Origin of the sequence: Ancylobacter mangrovi, from assembly GCF_024752355.1 — a bacterium.
Taxonomy (GTDB): domain Bacteria; phylum Pseudomonadota; class Alphaproteobacteria; order Rhizobiales; family Xanthobacteraceae; genus Ancylobacter; species Ancylobacter mangrovi.
The window spans coordinates 691,534-712,948 of record NZ_JANTHZ010000001.1 but is presented as its reverse complement, the minus strand read 5'-3'; the positions used below and the strand labels follow the sequence as shown (position 1 = coordinate 712,948).

Here is a 21,415-nt window from a genome sequence, read left to right as displayed (position 1 = left end):
CCCTTGCCGCTCGCCTCGCGTGGGCAAGGGAGCGGCCGGGCCGACGGGCGGCGGTCTAGCGCCGCCGCGCCGGGTTTCGGGAGAGGGCGCCCCTCACGCCAGCCCGCGCGGGGCAGGGTGTGGGGCGCGTGGTCGTCAGACGCCGAGCTGGGTGACGAACTTGGTGTTCACATAGGCTTCCATCGCCTCGATGCCGCCTTCCGAGCCGTAGCCGGAATCCTTGATGCCGCCGAACGGCACCTCGGGCAGGGCGAGGCCGTGATGGTTGATCGAGATCATCCCGCTCTCGACCCGGCGCGCGAACTCGTCGGCGCGGGCGGAGGAGGTGGTGTAGGCATAGGCCGCGAGCCCATAGGGCAGGCGGTTCGCCTCCTCGATCACCGCCTCGGTCGAGGTGAAGGGCATGATCGGCACGATCGGGCCGAACGGCTCCTCGTTGAGGATACGCGAATCCGCCGCGAGGTCGGTCAGTACGGTGGGCTGGAAGAAATAGCCCTTGTTGCCGATGCGCGCGCCGCCGGCATGCAGCGTCGCGCCCTTCGACAGCGCGTCGGCGGTGAGTGCCTCCATCGCGTCGACGCGGCGCGAATTGGCGAGCGGGCCCATGCGCACGCCGTCCTCGAGGCCGTTGCCGACCTTCACCTGGCCGACCGCCTCGGTGAAGCCGTCGACGAAGCGCGAATAGATGTCCTCATGCACCAGGAAGCGGGTCGGCGAGACGCAGACCTGGCCGGCATTGCGGAACTTGGCGCCCGAGAGCAGCTTCACCGCGAGGTCGACGTCGGCATCCTCGAACACCACCGCCGGCGCGTGACCGCCGAGCTCCATGGTGACACGCTTCATATGCGCGCCGGCCAGCGCGGCGAGCTGCTTGCCGACCGCCGTCGAGCCGGTGAAGGTGACCTTCTTCACGATCGGATGCGGGATCAGATACTGCGAGATTTCCGCCGGCACGCCGAAGACGAGGTTGACCACGCCCTTGGGCAGGCCGGCATCCTCATAGGCCTTGACCAGCGCGGCGCAGGAGGCGGGGGTCTCCTCCGGGCCCTTCAGGATGATCGAGCAGCCGGCCGCCAGCGCGGCGGAGATCTTGCGCACCGCCTGGTTGATCGGGAAGTTCCACGGGGTGAAGGCGGCGACGACGCCTACCGGCTCCTTGTGCACGATCTGCTGCACGCCGGCGCCGCGGGCGGGGATGAGCCGGCCATAGAGGCGGCGCGCCTCCTCGGCGAACCAGTCGATGATGTCGGCGGCGGCCAGCGTCTCCATGCGGGATTCCGGCAGCGGCTTGCCCTGCTCCATGGTCATGATGCGGGCAATGTCCTCGGCCCGCTCGCGCAGGATCTCGGCCGCCTTGCGCATAAGCTTGTAGCGCTCATGCGCCGGCACGTGGCGCCAGGTGGCGAAGCCCTTCTCGGCGGCCAGCAGCGCGGCGTCGAGGTCGGCCCGGCTCGCATGGGCGAGGGTGCCGATCTCCTCCTCGGTCGCCGGGTTGACGATCGGCTGGTGCGCCGCGCCGTCATGGCCGTGCCCCTCGCGCCATACGCCGTCGATGAAGAGCTGGACGTCGGGATAGCTGACCGTGGACATGACTGACCTCTCGATGGAAGACGCGGCGCGGGCGCGCCGGAAGGGCGGGTGCGGCACACACCTAATCCTCCGGACCCTCCAGCGAAAGAGGCACGTGCTGGCATGCCAGCGTCTGCGGCCCGAAACGGGCCTGTCGCCGGGCAGGCCAGCGGCGCGCGAGGGGAACCAGCGGGCGCCGGTCCGGTTCTCCCCGAGGGAAGTTTGACGTGAAGCTCGACATGAAGCTCGAGCAGGTTTGAGGCATCAGCACCGGGGCAACGTGATGACGACCGCCGTACGTGCGCGCGACGACACCGACCGCAGCCACAGGGACGACGCCGCGAGCGCCGGCCGCGCATCCGTCCGGCCCGCGCCGCAGCGCCCGAACCCGGCCGCCGCCGGCTGGGTGGGCGAGCGCGGCCAGCCGGGCGAAGGACATCCGGGAGTGTCCATCCCCTCCGAACCGGGAAACGGCCAGCGCCGCGACGAGGGTACGGGCGCGCGGCCCGCGGCGCCGGCAAAGCGGCGTTCGACGCCGTGGCCCGGCGGGCGGCGGCGCAACTGGCGCGCCGCCCTGATGCTGGCCGGCGCGGCGTTCGTTATGAGCGCGCTGCTCACCCTGTGGGGCTGGCTGACCGCCTGAGCGCAGCCCGGCGGCCGGCTTCGATCAGCGCAGCTCGCGCAGGATCTCGCGCTTGCCGGCATGGTTGGCCGGGCCGACGATGCCCTCGTTCTCCATCCGCTCCATCAGCGAGGCGGCGCGGTTGTAGCCGATCTGCAGCCGGCGCTGGATGTAGGAGGTGGAGGCCTTCTTGTCGCGCATGACGAGCGTCACGGCCTGGTCGTAGAGGTCGCCCGTGTCCTCGCCCATGGAGGTCTTGTCGAACACCGCCGCGTCGTCTGGGATCGGCTCGTCCTCTTCCTCCGCCGTCACCTCGTCGAGATATTCCGGCCGGGCCTGGCACTTGAGATGCTCGACCACGCGTTCGACCTCCTGGTCCGAGACGAACGGGCCGTGGACACGCGAGATGCGCCCGCCGCCGGCCATGTAGAGCATGTCGCCCTGGCCGAGCAGCTGCTCGGCGCCCATCTCGCCGAGGATGGTGCGCGAATCGATCTTCGAGGTGACCTGGAAGGAGATGCGGGTCGGGAAGTTGGCCTTGATGGTGCCGGTGATGACGTCGACGCTCGGGCGCTGCGTCGCCATGATGAGGTGGATGCCGGCGGCGCGGGCCATCTGGGCGAGGCGCTGGATGGCGCCCTCGATCTCCTTGCCGGCCACCATCATCAGGTCGGCCATTTCGTCGACCACGATCACGATGTAGGGGAGCGGGGAGAGGTCCATGATCTCCTCCTCCTCGATCACCTCGCCGGTCTCCTTGTCGAAACCCTTCTGCACCGTGCGGGTGATGATCTCACCCCTGGCGGCGGCTTCCGCCACCCGGCTGTTGAAGCCATCGATGTTGCGCACGCCGAGGCGGCTCATCTTGCGGTAGCGCTCCTCCATCTCGCGCACCGCCCATTTGAGGGCGACGATGGCCTTCTTGGGGTCGGTGACGACGGGGGTGAGGAGGTGCGGGATGCCCTCATAGACCGAGAGCTCCAGCATCTTCGGGTCGATCATGATCAGGCGGCACTGCTCCGGCCGGTGGCGGTAGAGCAGCGAGAGGATCATGGTGTTGATGGCGACCGACTTGCCCGAACCGGTGGTGCCGGCGACCAGCAGGTGCGGCATGCGGGCGAGGTCGACGATCACCGGCTCGCCGCCGATGGTCTTGCCGAGCGCGATGCCGAGCTTGGCCTTGGCCGCCTCGAATTCGTGGCTCGACAGCATCTCGCGCAGCCACACCGTGTCGCGGCGCTGGTTCGGCAGCTCGATGCCGATGACGTTGCGGCCCTCCACCACGGCGACGCGCGCGGAGATGGCGCTCATCGAGCGGGCGATGTCGGCGGAAAGGCCGATGACGCGGCTCGACTTGATGCCGGGCGCCGGCTCCAGCTCGTAGAGCGTGACCACCGGGCCGGGATTAGCGTCGATGATCTCGCCGCGCACGCCGAAATCGTGCAGCACCTGCTGCAGCTTCACCGAATTGCGGTCGAGGAATTCCTCCGACAGCTCGTAGTCCGGCTCGCTGGCGGGCGGCTCGGTGAGCAGCTCGAGCGGGGGAAGCTCATAGACGTCCGACGCCACCGGACGTGCGACGGGGCGCGGTGCCGGGGTGGGGATGGCGGCGACCGGTTCGGCGGCGACCGGCTCGGCGGCGACGGGCGCGGGCGCGACAGGCGCGACGACCGGGGCCGGCTCCGGCTCGCGGGCCACGGGAGTAGCGGCCGGCGCGGGCGCGACGGGTTCGGCCGTGACGGCGAAGGCGGGCCAGGAGAAGGACACCGTGACCGAGGGAGCGTCGTATCCCGCCGGGCGGGCCATCGGCACCGCGATCCACGCCGGGACGTCTGGGCCTGCGCCGGCCGGTGCGGCATCGGTTGCCGCGGGCGCCGACGGCGGCGGCACGGGGGCGAGTGCGGCGGTCGCGGCGGGGGCCTCCGGAAGCGGGTCCTGATGCGAAGGCGGCATCGGCGGCACGTCCCAGCCGAGCCGGATCATCTCGGCGATGAGCTGGATCGAGCGCGGCGGATCGCCCGCCATCTCGTCATGCGGGAAGGACTCGGGCAGGGCCGACTCGGGCAGGGCCGCCTGCGGAACGGCAGTCTGCGGAAGGAAGGCTTCGGGTAGATCGGCAGGGGCCGGTGCGGCTTCGGGTGCCACAGCTTCCTGCGCCACCTCCTGCGTAACCGCCTCCTGCGCCTCCTCGACCGGCGGGACGGCGGGAAGCGCGTCGCTGTCCGGCATGACCGGCGGCAGGTTCGGGACCGGGCCGGCGCCGTCGCCGCCGACGATCTGGGCGGCCCTCGCCTGGCGGGCCAGCGCGGCGATCAGCGGCTGCGCGCCGACGCCGGCCGGCGGCAGGCGCGGGGGCACGCGCAGCACCGGGGTCTGCGAGACGCGCGGCGCGACGACCGGCGGCGCCTCGCTCTCCGGCACCTCGGGCTCGGGGGCGATCTCGGGAAGCTGCGGGCGCAGCAGATAGTCCGGCGTGCGGGTGAAGCGCGTGTTCGAGGGCAGGGTGAAGGGCTGCAGCCAGCTCGGCACCGGCGCTCCGGGCGGCTCGATCGTGCGCGCCGCCGGTATCGACGGCACGGGCTTTGAGCGTGCGGGCGCGCTCTCGCGCGCGGCGAACGACTCGCGCGTGGGGGCCGGCTCGCGCGGCACGGCCGCCTTCGCCGGCTTGGGCGTCTTCGGCGGCGGGGGCAGATGCACCGTCTGCGGATTGGCGCGGGTGAACCGATGTCCGCTGACGCCCGGGCCGCCGGCGTTCTGGCGCGGCTTCTCGTCGTCGGTCGAAGAAATCTCGTGCGGATCGGAGGGACGCGCGGAGTTACGCATGGGCACCGGAACCTTTGCCGCTCATGAACATCGGGCACCGGCCGGCAGGCTTTCGTTCACCCTGCCGGCTGTGCTCCCATCGTTAGGAGCACAGCGTTAAGGAAGGGTATGAAAGGCCGGTTTTTCCCGTGCGCGAGGGCAGGTTCCGTGGCGGCGCGGCCTCAGGCCGGCAGGCCGAGCGTCGCGCGGATCTCGGGCGCGAGCAGGTCGTGGGTCTCGGGATGCTTGATCATGTAGCGCCCGAATACCGAGCAGCGCGGAACCACGGAGAGCCCGCGCTCGCGGGCGCTGGCGAGCCCGGCCTCCACCAGCCGCGTCGCAAGGCCGCGCCCGCCAAGCTCGGGCGGCACCTCGGTGTGCATGAAGATGATGTGGTCGGGCGCGAGGAGGTACTGCGCAATGGCGAGATGGCCGTCCTGCTCGATTTCGAAGCGATCGGCGGCGCGGTTGTCGCGGACCGGGATTTCGCCGTTCATGCTCATGCGGATTCCTCCTTCTGGTTCGGTTGGTGGCTCGCCGCCGTCCGGGGGGCCTTCGGCACCGGCACGCGCAGGAGGCCGGCCGCGATGGCCGCCACAGCGCATGGCAGATCCCGTCAGGTGGCACGTCCCCCTTTACGTGGCCAGCCGGCGAATTTATCGCCAGCGACCTATCTAGTGTGTGCGCAGCCGATTGAAACCCGGCGATGCGCGCATATCCCCCAACAGGACCGTTTCATGCCCGTGCCCCCCTCGTCGCCCTCCGCTCGCCCCTCCGCGCCCTCCGACGGCTGGCTCGACGCCATGGCCCGGCGGCGCTCGGTCCCGGCGGCGGGGCTTGCCGAGCCGGGCCCGGACGAGGCGACGCTGCAACGCATGCTGGAGCTGGCGACGCGGGTGCCCGACCACGCGATGCTGGCGCCGTGGCGCTTCATCGTGATCGGCGGGGAGGCGCGCGGGCGGCTCGGCGCGCTGCTCGCCGAGGCCTATCGTGCCGGCAATCCCGACATGGCGCCGGAGCGGCGCGAGAAGTTCGCGGGGATCATGTCGCGCCTGTTCCCGGCCCCGCTCGCGGTGGTGGTGGTCAGCCGGCCGAACCGGGAGACCATGATCCCGGTATTCGAGCAGGAACTCTCCGCCGGCGCGGTGTGTATGAACCTGCTGCACGCCGCGCACGGCTTCGGCTTCTCCGGCATCTGGGTCACCGGCTGGGCCGCGACGAATACGCATGCGCAGCGGCTGCTCGGGCTGGTCGAGGGCGAGAAGGTGGCCGGCATCGTCCATCTCGGCACCGCGCGCGAGGCGCCCGGCGAGCGCCCGCGCCCCGATGTCGGCGAGCGGACCGCCTTCTGGAGCGCGCCGGATCCGGCCGCGCCGTAGCCGGCAAGGCTCAGCCTGTCGCGGCCTCGCTCTCCGCGCGGGCGGCGAGGTCGTTGGCGATGCGGGCGCGCGTCACCGCCGCGGCGGCGCCGGCTCCGGTGTCGGCATCCCCGCCCATCGCCTGCACAGGCACCAGGTTGTTGGCGAACTGGATGCCCTGCTGCGGCAGCTGGTAGACCATACGCTTGATCGCCTCGCGCCGCACCACGGTCGGCTTGATCGGCCGCACGGTGAACTTGAAGCGCACGATCAGCGCGTTGTCGATGATGTCGGCCACCCCCTGCATCTTCAGCGGCGCCAGGAACTCCTCCTTCAGCTCCGGGTCCTCCAGCATCTCGGCGCCGATCTTCTTCACCGTCTTGCGCAGCTTCTCGAGGTCGGTGTCGCGGGTGAAGCGCAGGTTGAACTTCATCGTCGTCCAGTCGCGGCTGAAGTTCGTGATCTGCCCGAGCTGGCCGAACGGGATGGTGTGGATCATGCCGTTCTGGTGGCGCAGCTTCAGCGAACGCAGGGTGAAGCCCTCCACCGTGCCCTTGGCCTTGCCGCAGTCGATGTACTCGCCGACGCGGAAGGCATCGTCGACCAGATAGAACACGCCGGACACGATGTCCTTCACCAGCGTCTGGCTGCCGAAGGAGATGGCGAGGCCGATGATCGAGGCGCCGGCGATCAGCGGCATCACGTCGATGCCGAGCTGCCCCAGCAGCGTGAGCCCGGCCATGATGATGATGGCGAGCATGAGCGTGACGCGCAGCAGCGGCAGCAGCGTGGACATGCGCGAGCGCGGCCCGTGAAGTCCGTCCTCGACGTCGGTTCCCGGCATGGCCGGCCCGCCGTGCAGGCCCTCGCGCGCATGGCGGCCGGTGAAGTAGTCCACCGCCTGCCACGCGCAATAGGCGGCGAGCAGGATCGCGCCCGCCGGCAGGGCGGCGCCGGCGAGGGCGTTGTAGCGGCTCATCTCCATCATGCCGACGCCATGGACCACCCAGATGCGCACCAGCAGCGAGAGCGAGACCAGCAGGATGGCGACGCGCAGGCAGCGCATCACCGCTTCGATCGCCCGCTCGCGGGCGATGGCGTGCAGGGCGGCCGCGCGCTCCTGCGCGGCCATCTGCTCGGCGAGGGCCGCCTGTTCGGCCGCCGCTTGCTCTGCCGCCGCCTGCTCCGCGGCGGCCCGCTCGAGGGCGGCCGGGTCGAGCGGCGCAATCTCCAGCACGGACGGCTCGGCCCCGGCGGCGGGCATTGCCTCTGCCGTCACGGGCTCGGCAACGACCGGCTGCGCGGCGGCGCTGGCGACCTCGGCGGCGAGCTCGGCGTTTTCGACCGCCACTTCCTCCGCCGCGGTGACGGAGGCCACCTCCGCCCGCATCAGGCGGCAGACCTTGTCCATGAAGGATTCGAGCAGCACCAGGGCGAGCAGGACGTGCATGGTCAGAAGGATCGCCGTGTGCACGCCGTCCCAGGTGGTCAGCGCGCCATAGACGCGGGCGATGCCGAGGGCGAGGAAGACGGGAACCGCCACCACCAGCCACCAGCGCGCCACCGTCGCCACGATCGGCCCCGGCCGGCCCTCCTGCGACAGGCCGTGAAACCACTTCGCCACCGGCTCGCGCACCGCCACCGCCGCCGCGATCAGCAGCGAGGTGAGGATCGCGGTGTTGATCAGCATGGCGCAGACCACCACGAGCTGCGGCGAATGGATGGCCTCCAGCACGCGGCGGAAGTCGCTCAGCGCGATCGCCACCAGGATCACCGCCGAGGCCCAGCGATAGATGGCGCGCGCCTCGTGGTCGTCGACCATGGCGAGCCGCGCCGGCGTGAGGCCGGGGCGCAGCGCGATGCGGAAGACCACCAGATAGAGCCGCCAGTAGAACACGCTGGTGAGAACGAGATAGCCGAGCCGGGCCTGCGGCTCGGTGCCGTCGAACAGGCCGATCACCATGCCATGGGTCGCGAGCCAGAGCCCGGTGAGCACCACGACGTCGAGGCTCACCAGCGCGGCCAGCGCCCAGATCGAGGCCGCGCCCTCCATGCGGCCGGCGAGATAGGACCGGGGGCCGCGCAGGGCGAACAGCAGCAGCGCCTCGACGGCGAGCGCGGCGGCGACGCAGGCGGCGAGCAGCAGGAAGAAGGCGGAGCGGCTGCGTCCGCCATTCATCTCCGCGCTCAGCAGGGTGGGGATGCGCCCGCTCTCCGTGACCAGCGAGGGAAACTGCTCGAGCGCGTCGTCGCCGCGCTCCATGACGTCGATGAAGACCTCGCTGAAGGGCGCCTCGCTGGCCATCGCCATCATCATGGCGTCGGAATGGGCCGCGCCGGCGGCGGTGGCGCCGGCCTTGGCCGCCCCCGGATGGTCCGCGGCGGCAGGGGCTGTGCCGGCAGGCGTTGCGGCGGCGGGCGGGGTTTTGCCGAGCCGTTCGGCCACCGATTTCGACAGCGCGTCGACCAGCGCGTCGAACTGCTGCGGCGACAGAGGCAGCGCCGCCCCTGCAGCGCCCTGAGTTGCGCCCGCTTGCGGTTCAGCCCCTTGCGCGGTGGCCGCCGCCTGCGGTGCCGGCCCGGCGGCGCTCTGCGCCAGCGCAGAAGGGAGCGTCGCGGCCAGCATGGACAGCGCGAGGAACAGGGGCCGGAGGCGTCTCAGCATCATGACAGGACCGTGCGTGCGATCACCGGCTCTGGCCGCCCACCGGCCGGTGATCTTCAAAGCGGGCCGTGTCGAGGCGGTCGCTAGGTAACGAGCCCACAATATCTTTCGCCCGGCACGGCCTGTCCATCCGCAATTGCCGGGACGATGAACGCGCGATTGTCCGACCCGTCTGCGCGCAGGCGGACGTGGCGTGGGAGACACGAAAAGGGCCGCGCGGGCGATGCCGCGCGGCCCTCCTGTCAGGCTGTGCCTGTCTGCGGTTATGCGGGGCTCAGGCGGCGCGCGCCTGCTTCGCCTCGCGTCGGCGCTGGGTGAGGATGAACTCGGTGTAGCCGTTGGGCTGGGTGCGGCCCTCGAAGATGAGGTCGCGCGCGGCCCGGAAGGCGAAGCCGTCATAGGCCGGCGCCATCGGCTCGTAGTCCGGATCGCCGGCGTTCTGGCCGTCGACCACCTTCGCCATGCGGCGCAGCGTCTCCTCGACCTGCTCCTCGGTGACGACCCCGTGCAGCAGCCAGTTGGCGACGTGCTGGGAGGAGATGCGCAGCGTGGCGCGGTCTTCCATCAGCCCGACATCGTGGATGTCCGGCACCTTGGAGCAGCCGACGCCCTGGTCGATCCAGCGCACCACATAGCCGAGGATGCCCTGGATGTTGTTGTCGAGCTCCTCCTGCACGGCCGCCGGCTCCCAGTTGCCGCGGTCGACCACCGGGATGGTGAGCAGGTCGCGCTTGGAGGCGGGCTGGCGCGAGCGCAGCTCCTCCTGGCGCTGGAACACGTCGACCTTGTGGTAGTGCAGCGCGTGCAGCGTCGCGGCGGTCGGCGAGGGGACCCAGGCGGTGTTGGCGCCCGCCATGGGGTGGGCGATCTTCTGCACCAGCATGTCGGCCATGCGGTCGGGCATGGCCCACATGCCCTTGCCGATCTGGCCGTGCCCGTCGAGATGGGCGGCAAGGCCGGCGTCGACATTGTTGTCCTCATAGGCCTTGATCCAGGCCTGCGCCTTCATCTCGTTCTTGCGCACCATCGGACCCACCTCGATCGAGGTGTGGATCTCGTCGCCGGTGCGGTCGAGGAAGCCGGTGTTGATGAAGACGACGCGCTCGCGGGCGGCGTGGATCGAGGCCGAGAGGTTGGCGCTGGTGCGGCGCTCCTCGTCCATGATGCCGATCTTGAGCGTGTTGCGCTCGAGGTCGAGCACGCCCTCGACGGCGGCGAACAGGTCGACCGCGAAGGCGACCTCCTCCGGGCCGTGCATCTTCGGCTTCACGATGTAGACCGAGCCGGTGCGGCTGTTGCGCAGCTCCGCATCGCCCTTGAGGTCGTGGATCGCGATCAGCGAGGTGACGGCGGCGTCGAGGATGGTCTCGGGGATCTCGTTGCCCTCGGCGTCGAGCACCGCGTCCGTCATCATGTGCTGGCCGACATTGCGCACCAGCAGCAGGCTGCGCCCGTGCAGGGTGAGGTCGCCGCCGCCGGCGCGGCTGTAGTGGCGGTCGGCGGCGAGGCGGCGCTCGACGGTCTCGCGGCCCTTGGCGAAGGCGGCGCTGAGCGTGCCCTTCATCAGGCCGAGCCAGTTGCGATAGACGTGCACCTTGTCCTCGGCGTCCACCGCCGCGACCGAATCCTCGCAGTCGACGATGGTGGTCACCGCCGCCTCGATGACGATGTCGGCGACACCGGCCGGGTCGGTGCTGCCCACGCGGTGCTTGCGGTCGATCTCGATGTCGATGTGCAGGCCGTGATTGACCAGCAGCACCGAGGTGGGCGAGGCGTCCGCGCCGCGATGGCCGGCGAACTGCGCCGGGTCCTTCAGCCCGACCACCGAGCCGGTGTTCAGCTCGACCTTCAGCGCGCCGCCCTCGACCCGGTAGGCCACCGCATTGGCGTGGGTGCCGGCGGCGAGCGGAACGGATTCGTCGAGGAAGATGCGGGCGCGCTCGATCACGCGCTGGGCGCGGATCGGGTTGAAGCCGCCGGAGCGGGTGGCGCCGTTGTCCTCGGGCAGGGCGTCGGTGCCGTAGAGCGCGTCGTACAGGCTGCCCCAGCGCGCATTGGCAGCATTGAGCGCGTAGCGCGCATTGGTGACGGGCACCACGAGCTGCGGGCCAGGAATGCGGGCGAGTTCGTCGTCGACCTTGTCGGTCGCCACCTCGAAGGGCTCGGGCTCGGGCAGCAGATAGCCGATCTCCGCGAGAAACACCTCATAGGCGGCAGGGTCGATCGGCTTGTTGCGATGGGCACGATTCCAGGCGTCGATCTGCGCCTGAAGCTCGTCGCGGCGGGCGAGCAGCTCCTTGTTGCGGGGAGCGAACGTGCCGACCAGGCCGGCGAATCTCTCCCAGAACACGGCCGCGTCGACCCCGGTGCCGGGCATCGCCTCATCATTAATAAAGTTTACAAGCGCAGAATCCACCTTGAGGCCGGCGACGTCTGTATAGCTCATATGCGGGGTTCCTCCGTTCGTTTGGGAGTTGGCACCCTCCCGGAGCCACCAACTCACTTTGTGCTATGCAGCAAGAGGCGGATGCGACGCAATATCGCAGATGGTCCGATGGGCGCAAAAATGCGCATAGCTCCCCAGCGCCCATCGCAGAGCGAGGCCGGCCCGGTGCCGGCGCTCGCCGCGAGACCTCCTAGAACTGGGCGGTTTCGGTCGATTCCTTCATCGCCATGGTCGAGCTCATGCCTTCGCTGAGCACGGTGGCGATGGCGTCGAAATAGCTGGTGCCGACCTCGCGCTGGTGGCGCGTAGCGGTGAAGCCGTCCTTCTCGGCCGCGAATTCGGCCTGCTGCAGCTCCGAATAGGCGGCCATGCCGTCCTCGCGGTAGCGCCGCGCCAGCTCGAAGGTCGTGTAGTTGAGGTTGTGGAAGCCGGCCAGCGTGATGAACTGGTAGCGGTAGCCCATCGCTCCCAGCTCGCGCTGGAAGTGCTTCATCTGATCGCGGTCCATGTGCTTCGCCCAGTTGAAGGAGGGCGAGCAGTTATAGGCCAGCATCTTGCCCGGATGGACCTTGTGCACCCCTTCGGCGAAGCGGCGCGCGTCCTCGAGGCTCGGGGTCGAGGTCTCGCACCACAGCAGGTCCGCATAGGGCGCGTAGGCCACGGCGCGGGCGATGCCGGCCTCGAAGCCGCCCTGGTAGCGGTAGAAGCCCTCGGGCGTGCGCTCGCCGGTGATGAAGGGCCGGTCGGTCTCGTCGATGTCCGAGGTGATGAGCCTCGCCGATTCCGCGTCGGTGCGCGCCATGATGACGGTCGGCACGCCGGCGACATCTGCCGCGAGCCGCGCCGCGTTCAGGGTGCGGACGAACTGGCGGGTCGGCACCAGCACCTTGCCGCCGAGATGGCCGCACTTCTTCTCCGAGGCGAGCTGGTCCTCGAAATGGACCGCCGCCGCACCGGCCTCGATCAGTGCCTTGGTGAGTTCATAGGCGTTGAGCGGGCCGCCGAAGCCGGCCTCGGCATCGGCGATGATCGGCACGAAGAAGTCGAGCTCCGGCCCGGCCGCGCCGGCACCATTGGAGACGCGCTCCATGGTCTGGATCTGGTCGGCGCGGGCCAGCGCCTTGTTGATGCGCCGGACTACGGCGGGGACGCTGTCGACCGGGTAGAGGCTCTGGTCCGGGTACATGTCGCCGGCCGAGTTGCCGTCGGCGGCGACTTGCCAGCCGGAGAGGTAGATCGCCTCCAGCCCCGCCTTCACCTGCTGCACCGCCTGGCTGCCGGTGTAGGTGCCGAGCGTGGGCACGAATTCCTGCATCTGCAGCAGGTCCCACAGCCGGCGCGCGCCGTTCTGCGCCAGCGTGTGCTCGATGCGCAGCGAGCCGGCGAGGCGGCCGACATCGGCGCGGGTGTAGCTGCGGTGGATGCCGGCCCAGCGGTCGGGCGCCCAGGGCGGTGCGGGGAACTGGTCAGGCGAGGTCTCGCGCGCGGTTTCGCGGATCGTGTCGAGCATGGTCGGCTCCTGCGGCTGAAGGGTCGGTTGCGTTCGGGCGGGCCGCCGTGCGGGTCGTCGCGGGGACGCCGGTGCGGGTGGCGGGGCGAATGGAAGCGGAGTGGAGGGAAGCGGGGTGAACGGGCGCCGGCGCCGCGAGGCTCGCGGGGCCGGTGCCCGGCGCGCCGGGCCGGGAATCGACGGGCCGAGAATCGATGGGCCACATGTCGATGGCGCGGCGCGCGTGGAAGCGCGGCCTAGCGGGCACGGCGGGTATAGGTCGCGGCGACCAGCGTGCCGCCGTCGAGCAGCGAGGTGAGCTCGCGGCCCGGCGCCATGGCGAAGCGGTGGCGGCCGATGCGGTGCACGATGGTGAAGTCCTTCTCGGCGAGACCTTCCGCCCGGAAGGCCCGGCCGATCTCCTCGGCGTCGCCGCCGACGATGGTGACGAATTCCTCGTCGCCGTTGTGATGGGGCGGTCTCATGTCAATTCCTCCGCTTGGGATGTGATGTAAAGATTTCACACTCGACATGGGCGAACAAGAAATATAGCAATATGAATGTGTTAAGCTGATAAGGCTTGTAAAGTTTACCGAGCTGTTTTGTAAACCGAGCAAAGGAGCGGGCAATGTCCGCCATGGAGCCGCGCATCGGCAGCCGGGTGCAGAGGCTGCGACGGGCCAGGCGCATCTCGCAGGCCGACCTTGCGAGCGCGCTGGGCATTTCCGCGAGCTATCTCAACCTGATAGAGCACAATCGCCGGCGCATCACCGTGCCGCTGCTGATGAAGCTCGCGGGCTATTTCGGTATCGAGCCGGGCGAACTGGTGGAGAATGACGAGTCCCGTCTCGTCGGCGACCTGATGGAGCTGTTCAGCGACGATGTGTTCGCCGAGCACGCCCTGACCAATCAGGACATACGCGACCTCGCCGCCTCCAACCCGACGGTCGGGCGTGCCGTGGTGCGCCTTTTCGACCAGTACAAGACCCTGCGCGACGCCCGCCGCACCGGTGCGCCGGCGGTCGAGGACGAGGAGACCGGCTATCACCCGGCGACCGACGCGGTGTCCGACTTCATCCAGGAGAACGCCAACTATTTTCCGACGCTGGAGGCGGCGGCCGAGCGGGTGCGCCATGACATCGACAGCGCCTCGGATTCCTTCGAGTACGGGCTGAAGACCTATCTCTTCAACGTGTTCGGCCTGAACTGGCACGCCGCCTCGCTGCCGGCGGGGATCGCCCGGCGCCACGACGCCAATGGGCGCGAACTCATCACCGCCGACGTGCTGCCGCCCGAATCCGCGCTCTTCGCCGTCGCCCACCAGCTCGGCCTGCTCGCCGCCTCGCGCGAGATCGAGCAGCTGATCGAGAGCGGCAACCTTTCCGCCGACGCGCCGGTGCTCACCCGCAACGCGCTGGCGAGCTACTTCGCCGCCGCGCTGGTGATGCCCTACGAGCCGTTCCTGCGCGCCTGCCAGGAGACGCGCTACGACATCGAGCGCATCCAGCGCCGCTTCCGCACCAGCTTCGAGCAGGTGTGCCACCGCATGACCACGCTGCAGCGCCCCGGGCTGAGCGGCGTTCCGCTGCACCTGGTGCGCACCGATATCGCCGGCAACATCTCCAAGCGCTTCTCGCTGTCGGGGATCCACATCTCGCGCCATTCCGGCGCCTGCCCGCGCTGGAACGTCTACTCCGCCTTCCTGCATCCCGAGCGCATCAACGTGCAGATCAGCCAGATGCCCGAGGGCCAGCGCTATTTCTGCATCGCGCGCTCGATCACCAAGGGTGGCTACCGCTACAACGCGCCGCGCCGGCATCTCTCCATCGGGCTCGGTTGCCACATCAGCCATGCCGGGGCGATGATCTATTCGGACGGCATGGACCTGTCGGACCCCTCGCAGGCGGTGCCGATCGGCGTGGGCTGCCGCATCTGCCCGCGGCTCGACTGCGGCCAGCGCGCCCAGCCGCCGACCGACCACCATTTCACGCTGAACGAGACCGACATGTCGGAGAGCTTCTACGCGCCCGCCCGGCGGGGGCTTTGATGGGGTGAGGGCGCATCGAGGCGGATCGGGGGACGGCAAGGCAGGCGCGGAAGGGCGCGCTTCCTGAACGGAGCCTTTCCGTCCGCGTGAAGAAAGGGCGGTCGCCGCCTCGGCGCGGCCTGCATCCGTGCAGCGGCCTGAAGCCGGACAGCCGGTCATCCGGCTTGCCCGTCGAGCAGCCAGCCGATAGCGCACCCGAGCGACATCTGCCGCGCCGGTCGCGCGCTCTTCCCGCCGTCACGCGCCCACGCGATCGCCGCCGCGAGTGGCGGCGATCCGGAAGCGCCCGGGCGGCCTCGCTATTGCTGCTGCGAGCGCTGCGCCATCATCTGCCGCAGCGCCGATTTGCAGGGCTGGGAAAAGCTGCGGAAATTGTCGCGGATGCAGCCCTTGACCGCGCCGTTGCCGGGTTGCACGCCCGAGCAGTAGGTGGCGAGGTCCTGACGGCAGTTCTGCACGAAGAGCTGCTTCATCTCCGGCGACATCGCGTCCTGCGCCGACGCGGAGCCGGCCAGAACAAGGCCGCCCAGCAGCGCACCGATCATGACTGAATGCCTCATCGCGGTCTCCAACGGTCGTGACGCAAAGGAAACGTGAAGAGGCGAGCCCGGTTCCCGCGCCCGCCAGCAAGGTCTCGCAGCGTCATTCAGGGCATCGATTATGGTCGCGTGATGGCGCCCCGGGGGCGCCCTCATCCGGCCGGCATGTCGAGCGGTTCAGTGCGCGCCCAGCTCAGTGCACGCCCAACTCCCTGCACAGGAACTCGCTCACCTCGCGCAGCTCAACGTCGTCGACATATTCGCCGTCCTTCATGAACAGCTTCTCGAACGGCAGCCCCTTGCGGTCGACCGCCTGCTCGATGGCGACCGCGAACTGCACGACATCGATCGACTCGAAGGACAGGTCCTCCATCAGCCGGGTCTCGGCATTGATGCCGTTCGGCAATTCGATATCCCAGCCGGCGACCATGTCGTTGGCGACATTTATGACGGCCCCCTCGACATCGCTACGCGTCGCAAGACTCATGATCCATTACCCCCCCATCAGGCCGCGCCGGCACCCGCTGCCAGTTGCGGCAAGTCCCAATACGCGCCGACCGCCTCGGTGCCCGGGCGACGGTTGCGGAAGCATTCGGTTGGCGCAAGCAACTTTCATTCCGATCCCGCGTGACATCCGCCGCGCTGGCGCGGGCTCGGGCCCAGCTGTTGGCGCCGGTGTCGTAGTCGTATTCGGCGGAGATCACCCGGTCGCCGGCGTTGAGATAGGCGACCACCAGCGTCCCGCCATCCGCCATGAGCTGGATGTCGTATGTGGGGTCGCGGCCGGTGTCGGTCCCCGTCACGATGCCCGCCATTTCCAGCCCTCGGCCTGCTTCCTGAAAATCCTCGGAAACTCCCACGCCGCGGCGGTAGCGGCGAGCGCCGTATTCGATGCGCGCTCCCCGCCGAACCGCGAGTGCACAGCCCAGTCCAACGGCAGCGTCACGCGGCGTGCACATGGGCGCGCTCGTTCGCGTTGTTGTGCATGGCTGAGGCGCAGCCGCCGCCCGCGTTCCACACCGGTTGCTCGGCGCCGAAATTCCCGGTGCCGATCATGATGCCGTCCATAAACCCCTCGCGCCACGGTAGGCTCTGATAGCCGCTGACGCGCCGGATGACGTCCGGCGAGGTGAACCCGCCGCGGCCGGGCGGGACGTAGAGGTCGCAACAGTGATTGAGCCCGCCGGCACGCAGTTCGATGCGCGGCGCCGACTGCGCGTGCGCGCCGGGCGACGAGGTGATGGCCAGCACGACCGAGAGCAGGAACGCCGGGAACGTCGCTCGCATGCGAATGCTCCGATGTCAGACCGGCCGGGGCAGAGCGAATATCGGGCAGGCTCCGCCCTCTTCCGGTCCGAACGCAGGCGTCACGGGGCGTTCCGGTGGCGCAGAGGAAACTCTAGCATTTCGTCCCACCGGCGCAATCGGGAGCTGCTGCGGCAGAGTTTCCGGGCCGGCGAATTCGTCTAAAGAGGTACCGATCGGTATTCGACAAGCCGGCTCTGCAACGGCCGGCCACCCTGCCTTCGAAGAATTTCGCGGCAGGATGAAAACAAAGCGCGCCAATGGTGCCACGCTACGTCGGCGCGGTTTCAGCGTTGGGCTTTTCTTTGGCCGTAGCCCGGAAAAAGTGTCACGAAGTCCTCGAGCGCCCCCGCTGCTTGCCGGTGGGAGCGCGTTGACTGAAAGGAAGGCGCCTGCCGCCGGACGGGTGGCGGGCGTTGCCGGCGGCGGGGTCAGCGCCGCGCCTTCATTTCCATCCAGTACCTTGGTACCGATTCGATGCCCATCTCGTCGAAGGCGCGGTCGACGCCCTCGAACAGGCAGGCGGCGGCGATGTCGACCGGATAGCCGCTCATCAGCACCTCGGCGAGCCCGCCATAGGCCCCGATGAGCTGGAGCCCGCTGCGCGAGATGACGGATTCGCTGCGTCCGACGCTGGTGACGCTCATGCCCGCCGCCTCCACCTTCTCGGCCCAGCCCTCGGGCGAGAGCCAGCCCTTGGCGAAGGCCCGCCCGCCGCCGCCCCGCTTGCGCGGGATGGGCGGCTCGCCGGCCGCGATGCGGGCGCGGTTCTTCTCGTCGAGAATGATGGCGGACTGCTTCAGCCACTCGGTGTAGACCGGCTCGCTGCCTTCCGGGAAGGTGCCGACATAGAACAGCGAGTTGAAGATGAACGCGCCGCCGGGCCGCAGGATGCGGGCCACTTCGGCGAGGAACTTGTCCTTGTCGGGCATCAGGTGGATGGCGTTGCCGATCATCACCAAATCGACCTCGCCGTCCGCGAGCGGCAGCTCGTCCGCGCTCCGGGTCAGGAAGCAGGCGCCCTGCGCCCCCTCGGCGCGAAAGGCGTCGAGATCGGGCAGCAGGCGCCCGCGCGCGGCGAAGGTGCGCGCGGCGATGCCGGTCTGCTCGGGATCGAGGTCGACGCCGCAGATGGCGAGGCCCGGCTTCCGGTCGAGCAGCAGCCCGGAGAGCAGGCCGGTGCCGCAGGCGAGATCGGCCACGCGGCGCACGCCCTGAAGGTCGATCTGGTCGATGAGGACCTGATTGACCGACACGTATTCGGGCAGGTTGGCGTAGGATTCGTAGGTCGTGTCGACCATGGACGTGCTCATGAGACTGCCCCCTGGCTAGGCTCTGGCGGATAGCGGATCGTCGAGGCCGCCCGTGCCGGGCGCGTCCGCGGCGGCTTGGGCGAGAAAGTCGAGCGCGACCTCGCCGGCGTCGAAGCCGCGTGCGCCGCGCCCGGACGGCCAGCGCGGCCAGCGGTGGCCCTCGCCGCTGACGGCGACGAAGCGCAGCGGCGCGCCGCCCGGGCCGGGGCTGAAATCCACCATCTCGGCGAAATGGCCGTCGGGCCCGGGAATGCGCAGCGGTGCGCCGGCGGGCACCGCGCGGTTGCGCTCGACCCACAGCGCCAGCGCGTCCTCCACCGGGATCACCTCGCCGCCATGGCCCCGGTTCTGCCCGCGCAGGATCTGCCCGCCATGCCAGGGCATGATCTGGTCGTTGCGGTCGCAGACGAGGACGAAGGGCAGGGGCGGGCCGTCGGCGACCGGCCTCGCCATGCGCACCGGCACCGAGGCGATGACGGCGGCCGCGCCCGCCAGCAGATGCGGGCGCTCGGCCGCGAGGCGCTCGACGAACATCCCCCCGTTCGAGACGCCGATGGCGAACACCCGCGCCCGGTCGATGTGCATCTCGGCGGCGAGCCTGTCGACCAGCGCCTCGACGAAATCGAGGTCCTCGGCGCTTTCCCCGAGCTCGGGCCTCCCGTCGACCCAGCCGGTCGGCGCGGAGGGGAAGGCGACCACGCAGCCGCGCTCCAGCCCCCGGTCCACCAGCCCGCTGCCGCGCGCGAAGCGGTCGATCCGGCCGAGCCCGCCATGGAAGCACAGCAGCAGCGGCGCGCCGGCGCTGGCCCGCGGGCGGTAGATCTGGGCAACGCGCCTCGTGCCTCCGACGAGGACGGCGAGCGTGTGCGGCCGGCGCCCGAAGCGGGGCAGGAGGATCGGTCGGCCGAGGCGCTGGCGCCGGCGCAGCCACAGGAACAGGACGAGGATCAGCAGCAGGACGAGGATGACGTGGCCGCGCATCAGGTCCCGACCTTGCTGCCCAGCCAGACCTCCAGCCCGCCGTCCGGGTTGTCCTCATATTCCCAGCGCTCGCCGCGCCGCACCGCGACGCGGGGGCCGAACACGTTGGCGATGCCCACGAACAGCCCCGCCTCCGACGACACAAGGTTGCGGACGCCGAAATTATACGGGTTGTCGAAGCCCTTGCGGGTGACCGGCAGCCAGTTGTCGCCGTCGCTGGAGCGCCACAGGTCCGCGCCGCCCTCATGGGCGATGAGTTGCTCGCGGGTCATTATCTGGAACAGGCGCTGCACGCGCGCCGGCGCCGCGTCGCCCTCGGTCCAGCGCAGCGTGACGGTCCAGTCATAGGTGCCCAGATACAGCCAGTCCTGATGCGCGGTGAGCGTCCAGAAATAGCCGTTGAACAGGTTGCCGAAGCCCGAGCGCATCAGGCTGAGCGGTTCGCGCCGTCCCTCCGGCGTATCGCGCGGCTCGCCGACGATGAGGTCCCAGCTATCGTCCGGGTTGATGCGGATCAGCTCCGATCCCGCCGGTCCGACGCCGTTCACGCGGTCATAGCCTCCGCCCTGGATGCCGGAGCCGACATAGACCGCGCCTTTGAAGCCGGTCATCGAGGCCACCGCCTGGTTGAGCGCGCCGCGATGGCCGCCCTTGTCGATCAGCCGGGTCCAGCGATAGGGCGGCTTGCCCTCGCAGTCGCTGGCCCAGACCTGGAAGCCGTCGAGGTTGAAGGTGCCGGCATAGAGCCGGTCGCCTTCCGCGCACAGGGTGAAGATGCCGAGATTGCCGGCGTCGCCGAAGCCGAACTCGCTCGCCTCGATCCAGAGGTCGGAGGCGGGGTCGGCGGATTCGAACACCACCGGCAGGCCGGTCGTGTTCTGCTGCGCCCCGTCCGTGCCGCGCTTCGCGGTGGGCGAGAAGAACATGCGGCCCTTGAAGGCGGTGAGGCAGCGCGTGGTGGAGATCGGCGCGTTCTCCAATATGCCGTAGCGCGAGACCTGCTCGAAATGGCGCCCGTCGAAGCTGCGCATGATGAGCCCGCCCGGCGCCCGGCCCGGCGCCCAGGCCGAGACATAGAGCGCGGGGGCGGGGTCGTGCGCGCCCTGGAAGATCTGCATCGAGCGGTAGCCGATCTCGCGCGGCACCTTGGCGCCGCCGATGCCGTCCACCATCGGCGCGCGGAACACCATCTCCCACGCCTGCGTCGCCGGGTCGTAGCACCAGATCTGCGCGCGGCGGTCGAGCTTGTAGAGCTCGTCCATCGTCTCCGGGCATTCCACCGGCCAGGTGGTGAAGGGAATGTCGGAGTAGGAGGACTGCATGCGCAGCATGCACAGGTTCGAGCGCGTGGTGCCGAGATAGAGCTTGCCGTTGAACCACTCCATGGAGTGGGCGTAGTTGTTGTGCCCGTCGCCGAGGCCGCCCTTGCCCACGCAGGCGAAGTCGGCGCGCGACAGGCCCGGCAGCGGCGCGGGTCCGTGCGGGAATTCGGGGGCCAGCATCAGCTCACCGTTTCACGATTGGCGGCGGCGGGGGAGGCCGGCTTGCGCCGGGCCCGCTGGCGCGAGGGATAGAGCGTGGGGTTGAGCAGGTAGGTGTCGCGCGGCAGGGTGATCAGATAGAGGATCACCTCGGCGACGCGCTCAGGCGTCAGCAACTCGCGCGGACGGATGGCGGCGGTGCCGCTCTGGTCCCACAGCGGCGTGTCGACCGCGTCCGGCAGCAGGGTCTGCACCCGGATGCCGATGCGCCCGACCTCTTCGGCGAGGGATTCGGAAAAGCCGACCACGCCGAACTTGGAGGCGCAGTAGGGCGCGTCGAACGGGCGCCCCTGCCGGCCGGAGGTGGAGGACACGTTGACGATGTCGCCCCGGCCCTGCTTCGTCATCTGCCCCAGCACCGCGCGGTTGGCGAGGAAGGTGCCGGTGAGGTTCACCGAGAGGATGGTCTTCCACTCCTCGAAGCTGGTGTCCGCCACCATGCGCGGCTGGCCCCCGGTGCGCAGGATGCCGGCGGCGCAGATGAGCACGTCGACGGCGCCGAAGCGTTCCACCGTCTCGGCCGCCATGCGCGCCATGTCCTCCTCGCTCGCGACGTCCAGCGCCAGCGGCAGCGATCTCTCCCCGCCCTCGGCGGCGAGGCTGGCGAGGCGCTCCGGGCTGCGGTCGACCAAGGTCACGTTCGCGCCGCGCGCGAACAGCGCGCGCACGCAGGCGCCGCCGATGCCGCCCGTCGCGCCGGTGACGATCACGGTCTTGCCGTTCAGCGGGTCGGTCATC

18 protein-coding genes are annotated in these 21,415 nt (G+C 70.0%); 3 read left to right on the top strand and 15 right to left on the bottom strand.

What is annotated here, in order from left to right; all coding sequences use genetic code 11:
- Positions 1-135 precede the first annotated feature (135 nt).
- Positions 136-1,590, bottom strand: a complete 1,455-nt coding sequence (locus NVS89_RS03300; RefSeq protein WP_258731055.1) for an NAD-dependent succinate-semialdehyde dehydrogenase — start codon at positions 1,588-1,590, stop codon at positions 136-138.
- Between the two features lie 262 nt (positions 1,591-1,852).
- Here NVS89_RS03300 and NVS89_RS03295 point away from each other — a divergent pair, with 262 nt between their 5' ends.
- Positions 1,853-2,212, top strand: a complete 360-nt coding sequence (locus tag NVS89_RS03295; RefSeq protein WP_258731054.1) for a hypothetical protein — start codon at positions 1,853-1,855, stop codon at positions 2,210-2,212.
- A 24-nt stretch (positions 2,213-2,236) separates the two neighbouring features.
- On the opposite strand, the gene NVS89_RS03290 is transcribed toward NVS89_RS03295, so the two are convergent.
- Both NVS89_RS03290 and NVS89_RS03285 read right to left on the bottom strand, forming a co-directional pair.
- On the bottom strand, positions 2,237-5,014 hold the full coding sequence (locus NVS89_RS03290) for a DNA translocase FtsK (protein WP_258731053.1): 2,778 nt from the start codon (positions 5,012-5,014) through the stop codon (positions 2,237-2,239).
- Between the two features lie 161 nt (positions 5,015-5,175).
- A complete protein-coding gene (locus NVS89_RS03285; RefSeq protein ID WP_258731052.1) occupies positions 5,176-5,496 on the bottom strand; it encodes a GNAT family N-acetyltransferase in 321 nt (106 codons plus the stop codon).
- Between the two features lie 234 nt (positions 5,497-5,730).
- Here NVS89_RS03285 and NVS89_RS03280 point away from each other — a divergent pair, with 234 nt between their 5' ends.
- Positions 5,731-6,372, top strand: a complete 642-nt coding sequence (locus NVS89_RS03280) for a nitroreductase family protein (protein ID WP_258731051.1) — start codon at positions 5,731-5,733, stop codon at positions 6,370-6,372.
- 10 nt (positions 6,373-6,382) lie between these two features.
- Here NVS89_RS03280 and NVS89_RS03275 read toward each other — a convergent pair whose 3' ends face one another.
- The 4 genes from NVS89_RS03275 to NVS89_RS03260 form a co-directional block, all read right to left on the bottom strand.
- Positions 6,383-9,019 carry a mechanosensitive ion channel family protein gene (locus tag NVS89_RS03275; RefSeq protein ID WP_258731050.1) on the bottom strand — a complete coding sequence of 879 codons (2,637 nt, stop codon included), beginning with the start codon at positions 9,017-9,019 and terminating at the stop codon, positions 6,383-6,385.
- Between the two features lie 271 nt (positions 9,020-9,290).
- The gene (locus NVS89_RS03270; RefSeq protein WP_258731049.1) at positions 9,291-11,462 is read right to left on the bottom strand and encodes a malate synthase G; all 2,172 of its coding nucleotides are present in this window, start codon (positions 11,460-11,462) and stop codon (positions 9,291-9,293) included.
- A 190-nt stretch (positions 11,463-11,652) separates the two neighbouring features.
- The gene (gene aceA, locus NVS89_RS03265) at positions 11,653-12,972 is read right to left on the bottom strand and encodes an isocitrate lyase (protein ID WP_258731048.1); all 1,320 of its coding nucleotides are present in this window, start codon (positions 12,970-12,972) and stop codon (positions 11,653-11,655) included.
- Between the two features lie 236 nt (positions 12,973-13,208).
- Positions 13,209-13,436: a hypothetical protein gene (locus NVS89_RS03260; RefSeq protein WP_258731047.1), complete on the bottom strand. Its 228-nt coding sequence runs from the start codon at positions 13,434-13,436 to the stop codon at positions 13,209-13,211.
- A gap of 143 nt (positions 13,437-13,579) precedes the next feature.
- On the opposite strand from NVS89_RS03260, the gene NVS89_RS03255 reads away from it, so the two are divergent.
- Positions 13,580-14,998: a helix-turn-helix domain-containing protein gene (locus NVS89_RS03255; protein ID WP_258731046.1), complete on the top strand. Its 1,419-nt coding sequence runs from the start codon at positions 13,580-13,582 to the stop codon at positions 14,996-14,998.
- Positions 14,999-15,297: 299 nt separating this feature from the next.
- Here the strand turns inward: NVS89_RS03255 and NVS89_RS03250 are convergent, their stop codons facing one another.
- The 8 genes from NVS89_RS03250 to NVS89_RS03215 all read right to left on the bottom strand — a co-directional run bounded on the left by NVS89_RS03250 (position 15,298) and on the right by NVS89_RS03215 (position 21,414).
- Positions 15,298-15,558, bottom strand: coding sequence for a cysteine rich repeat-containing protein (locus tag NVS89_RS03250; protein WP_258731045.1), 261 nt, complete (start codon positions 15,556-15,558; stop codon positions 15,298-15,300).
- Positions 15,559-15,730: 172 nt separating this feature from the next.
- Positions 15,731-16,024 carry a hypothetical protein gene (locus NVS89_RS03245; protein WP_258731044.1) on the bottom strand — a complete coding sequence of 98 codons (294 nt, stop codon included), beginning with the start codon at positions 16,022-16,024 and terminating at the stop codon, positions 15,731-15,733.
- Positions 16,005-16,496, bottom strand: a complete 492-nt coding sequence (locus NVS89_RS03240) for an ElyC/SanA/YdcF family protein (RefSeq protein WP_258731043.1) — start codon at positions 16,494-16,496, stop codon at positions 16,005-16,007. The genes NVS89_RS03245 and NVS89_RS03240 overlap by 20 nt, the downstream gene beginning before the upstream one ends.
- The gene (locus NVS89_RS03235) at positions 16,480-16,824 is read right to left on the bottom strand and encodes a hypothetical protein (RefSeq protein WP_258731042.1); all 345 of its coding nucleotides are present in this window, start codon (positions 16,822-16,824) and stop codon (positions 16,480-16,482) included. Before NVS89_RS03235 ends, NVS89_RS03240 begins: the two co-directional genes overlap by 17 nt.
- A gap of 449 nt (positions 16,825-17,273) precedes the next feature.
- Positions 17,274-18,155: a class I SAM-dependent methyltransferase gene (locus NVS89_RS03230; RefSeq protein ID WP_258731041.1), complete on the bottom strand. Its 882-nt coding sequence runs from the start codon at positions 18,153-18,155 to the stop codon at positions 17,274-17,276.
- A gap of 15 nt (positions 18,156-18,170) precedes the next feature.
- Complete coding sequence (locus tag NVS89_RS03225) at positions 18,171-19,136, bottom strand: CE1 family esterase (protein ID WP_258731040.1); 966 nt, start codon at positions 19,134-19,136, stop codon at positions 18,171-18,173.
- The gene (locus tag NVS89_RS03220) at positions 19,136-20,638 is read right to left on the bottom strand and encodes a hypothetical protein (protein WP_258731039.1); all 1,503 of its coding nucleotides are present in this window, start codon (positions 20,636-20,638) and stop codon (positions 19,136-19,138) included. The genes NVS89_RS03225 and NVS89_RS03220 overlap by 1 nt, the downstream gene beginning before the upstream one ends.
- Positions 20,638-21,414: an SDR family oxidoreductase gene (locus NVS89_RS03215; RefSeq protein ID WP_258731038.1), complete on the bottom strand. Its 777-nt coding sequence runs from the start codon at positions 21,412-21,414 to the stop codon at positions 20,638-20,640. The genes NVS89_RS03220 and NVS89_RS03215 overlap by 1 nt, the downstream gene beginning before the upstream one ends.
- Position 21,415: the final 1 nt, after the last annotated feature.

Coding starts and splice junctions, on each gene's coding strand:
- NVS89_RS03300 (WP_258731055.1), bottom strand. CDS start 1,590: ATGTCCACGGTCAGCTATCCCGACGTCCAGCTCTTCATCGACGGCGTA.
- NVS89_RS03295 (WP_258731054.1), top strand. CDS start 1,853: ATGACGACCGCCGTACGTGCGCGCGACGACACCGACCGCAGCCACAGG.
- NVS89_RS03290 (WP_258731053.1), bottom strand. CDS start 5,014: ATGCGTAACTCCGCGCGTCCCTCCGATCCGCACGAGATTTCTTCGACC.
- NVS89_RS03285 (WP_258731052.1), bottom strand. CDS start 5,496: ATGAGCATGAACGGCGAAATCCCGGTCCGCGACAACCGCGCCGCCGAT.
- NVS89_RS03280 (WP_258731051.1), top strand. CDS start 5,731: ATGCCCGTGCCCCCCTCGTCGCCCTCCGCTCGCCCCTCCGCGCCCTCC.
- NVS89_RS03275 (WP_258731050.1), bottom strand. CDS start 9,019: ATGATGCTGAGACGCCTCCGGCCCCTGTTCCTCGCGCTGTCCATGCTG.
- NVS89_RS03270 (WP_258731049.1), bottom strand. CDS start 11,462: ATGAGCTATACAGACGTCGCCGGCCTCAAGGTGGATTCTGCGCTTGTA.
- aceA (WP_258731048.1), bottom strand. CDS start 12,972: ATGCTCGACACGATCCGCGAAACCGCGCGCGAGACCTCGCCTGACCAG.
- NVS89_RS03260 (WP_258731047.1), bottom strand. CDS start 13,436: ATGAGACCGCCCCATCACAACGGCGACGAGGAATTCGTCACCATCGTC.
- NVS89_RS03255 (WP_258731046.1), top strand. CDS start 13,580: ATGTCCGCCATGGAGCCGCGCATCGGCAGCCGGGTGCAGAGGCTGCGA.
- NVS89_RS03250 (WP_258731045.1), bottom strand. CDS start 15,558: ATGAGGCATTCAGTCATGATCGGTGCGCTGCTGGGCGGCCTTGTTCTG.
- NVS89_RS03245 (WP_258731044.1), bottom strand. CDS start 16,024: ATGAGTCTTGCGACGCGTAGCGATGTCGAGGGGGCCGTCATAAATGTC.
- NVS89_RS03240 (WP_258731043.1), bottom strand. CDS start 16,496: ATGTGCACGCCGCGTGACGCTGCCGTTGGACTGGGCTGTGCACTCGCG.
- NVS89_RS03235 (WP_258731042.1), bottom strand. CDS start 16,824: ATGCGAGCGACGTTCCCGGCGTTCCTGCTCTCGGTCGTGCTGGCCATC.
- NVS89_RS03230 (WP_258731041.1), bottom strand. CDS start 18,155: ATGAGCACGTCCATGGTCGACACGACCTACGAATCCTACGCCAACCTG.
- NVS89_RS03225 (WP_258731040.1), bottom strand. CDS start 19,136: ATGCGCGGCCACGTCATCCTCGTCCTGCTGCTGATCCTCGTCCTGTTC.
- NVS89_RS03220 (WP_258731039.1), bottom strand. CDS start 20,638: ATGCTGGCCCCCGAATTCCCGCACGGACCCGCGCCGCTGCCGGGCCTG.
- NVS89_RS03215 (WP_258731038.1), bottom strand. CDS start 21,414: ATGACCGACCCGCTGAACGGCAAGACCGTGATCGTCACCGGCGCGACG.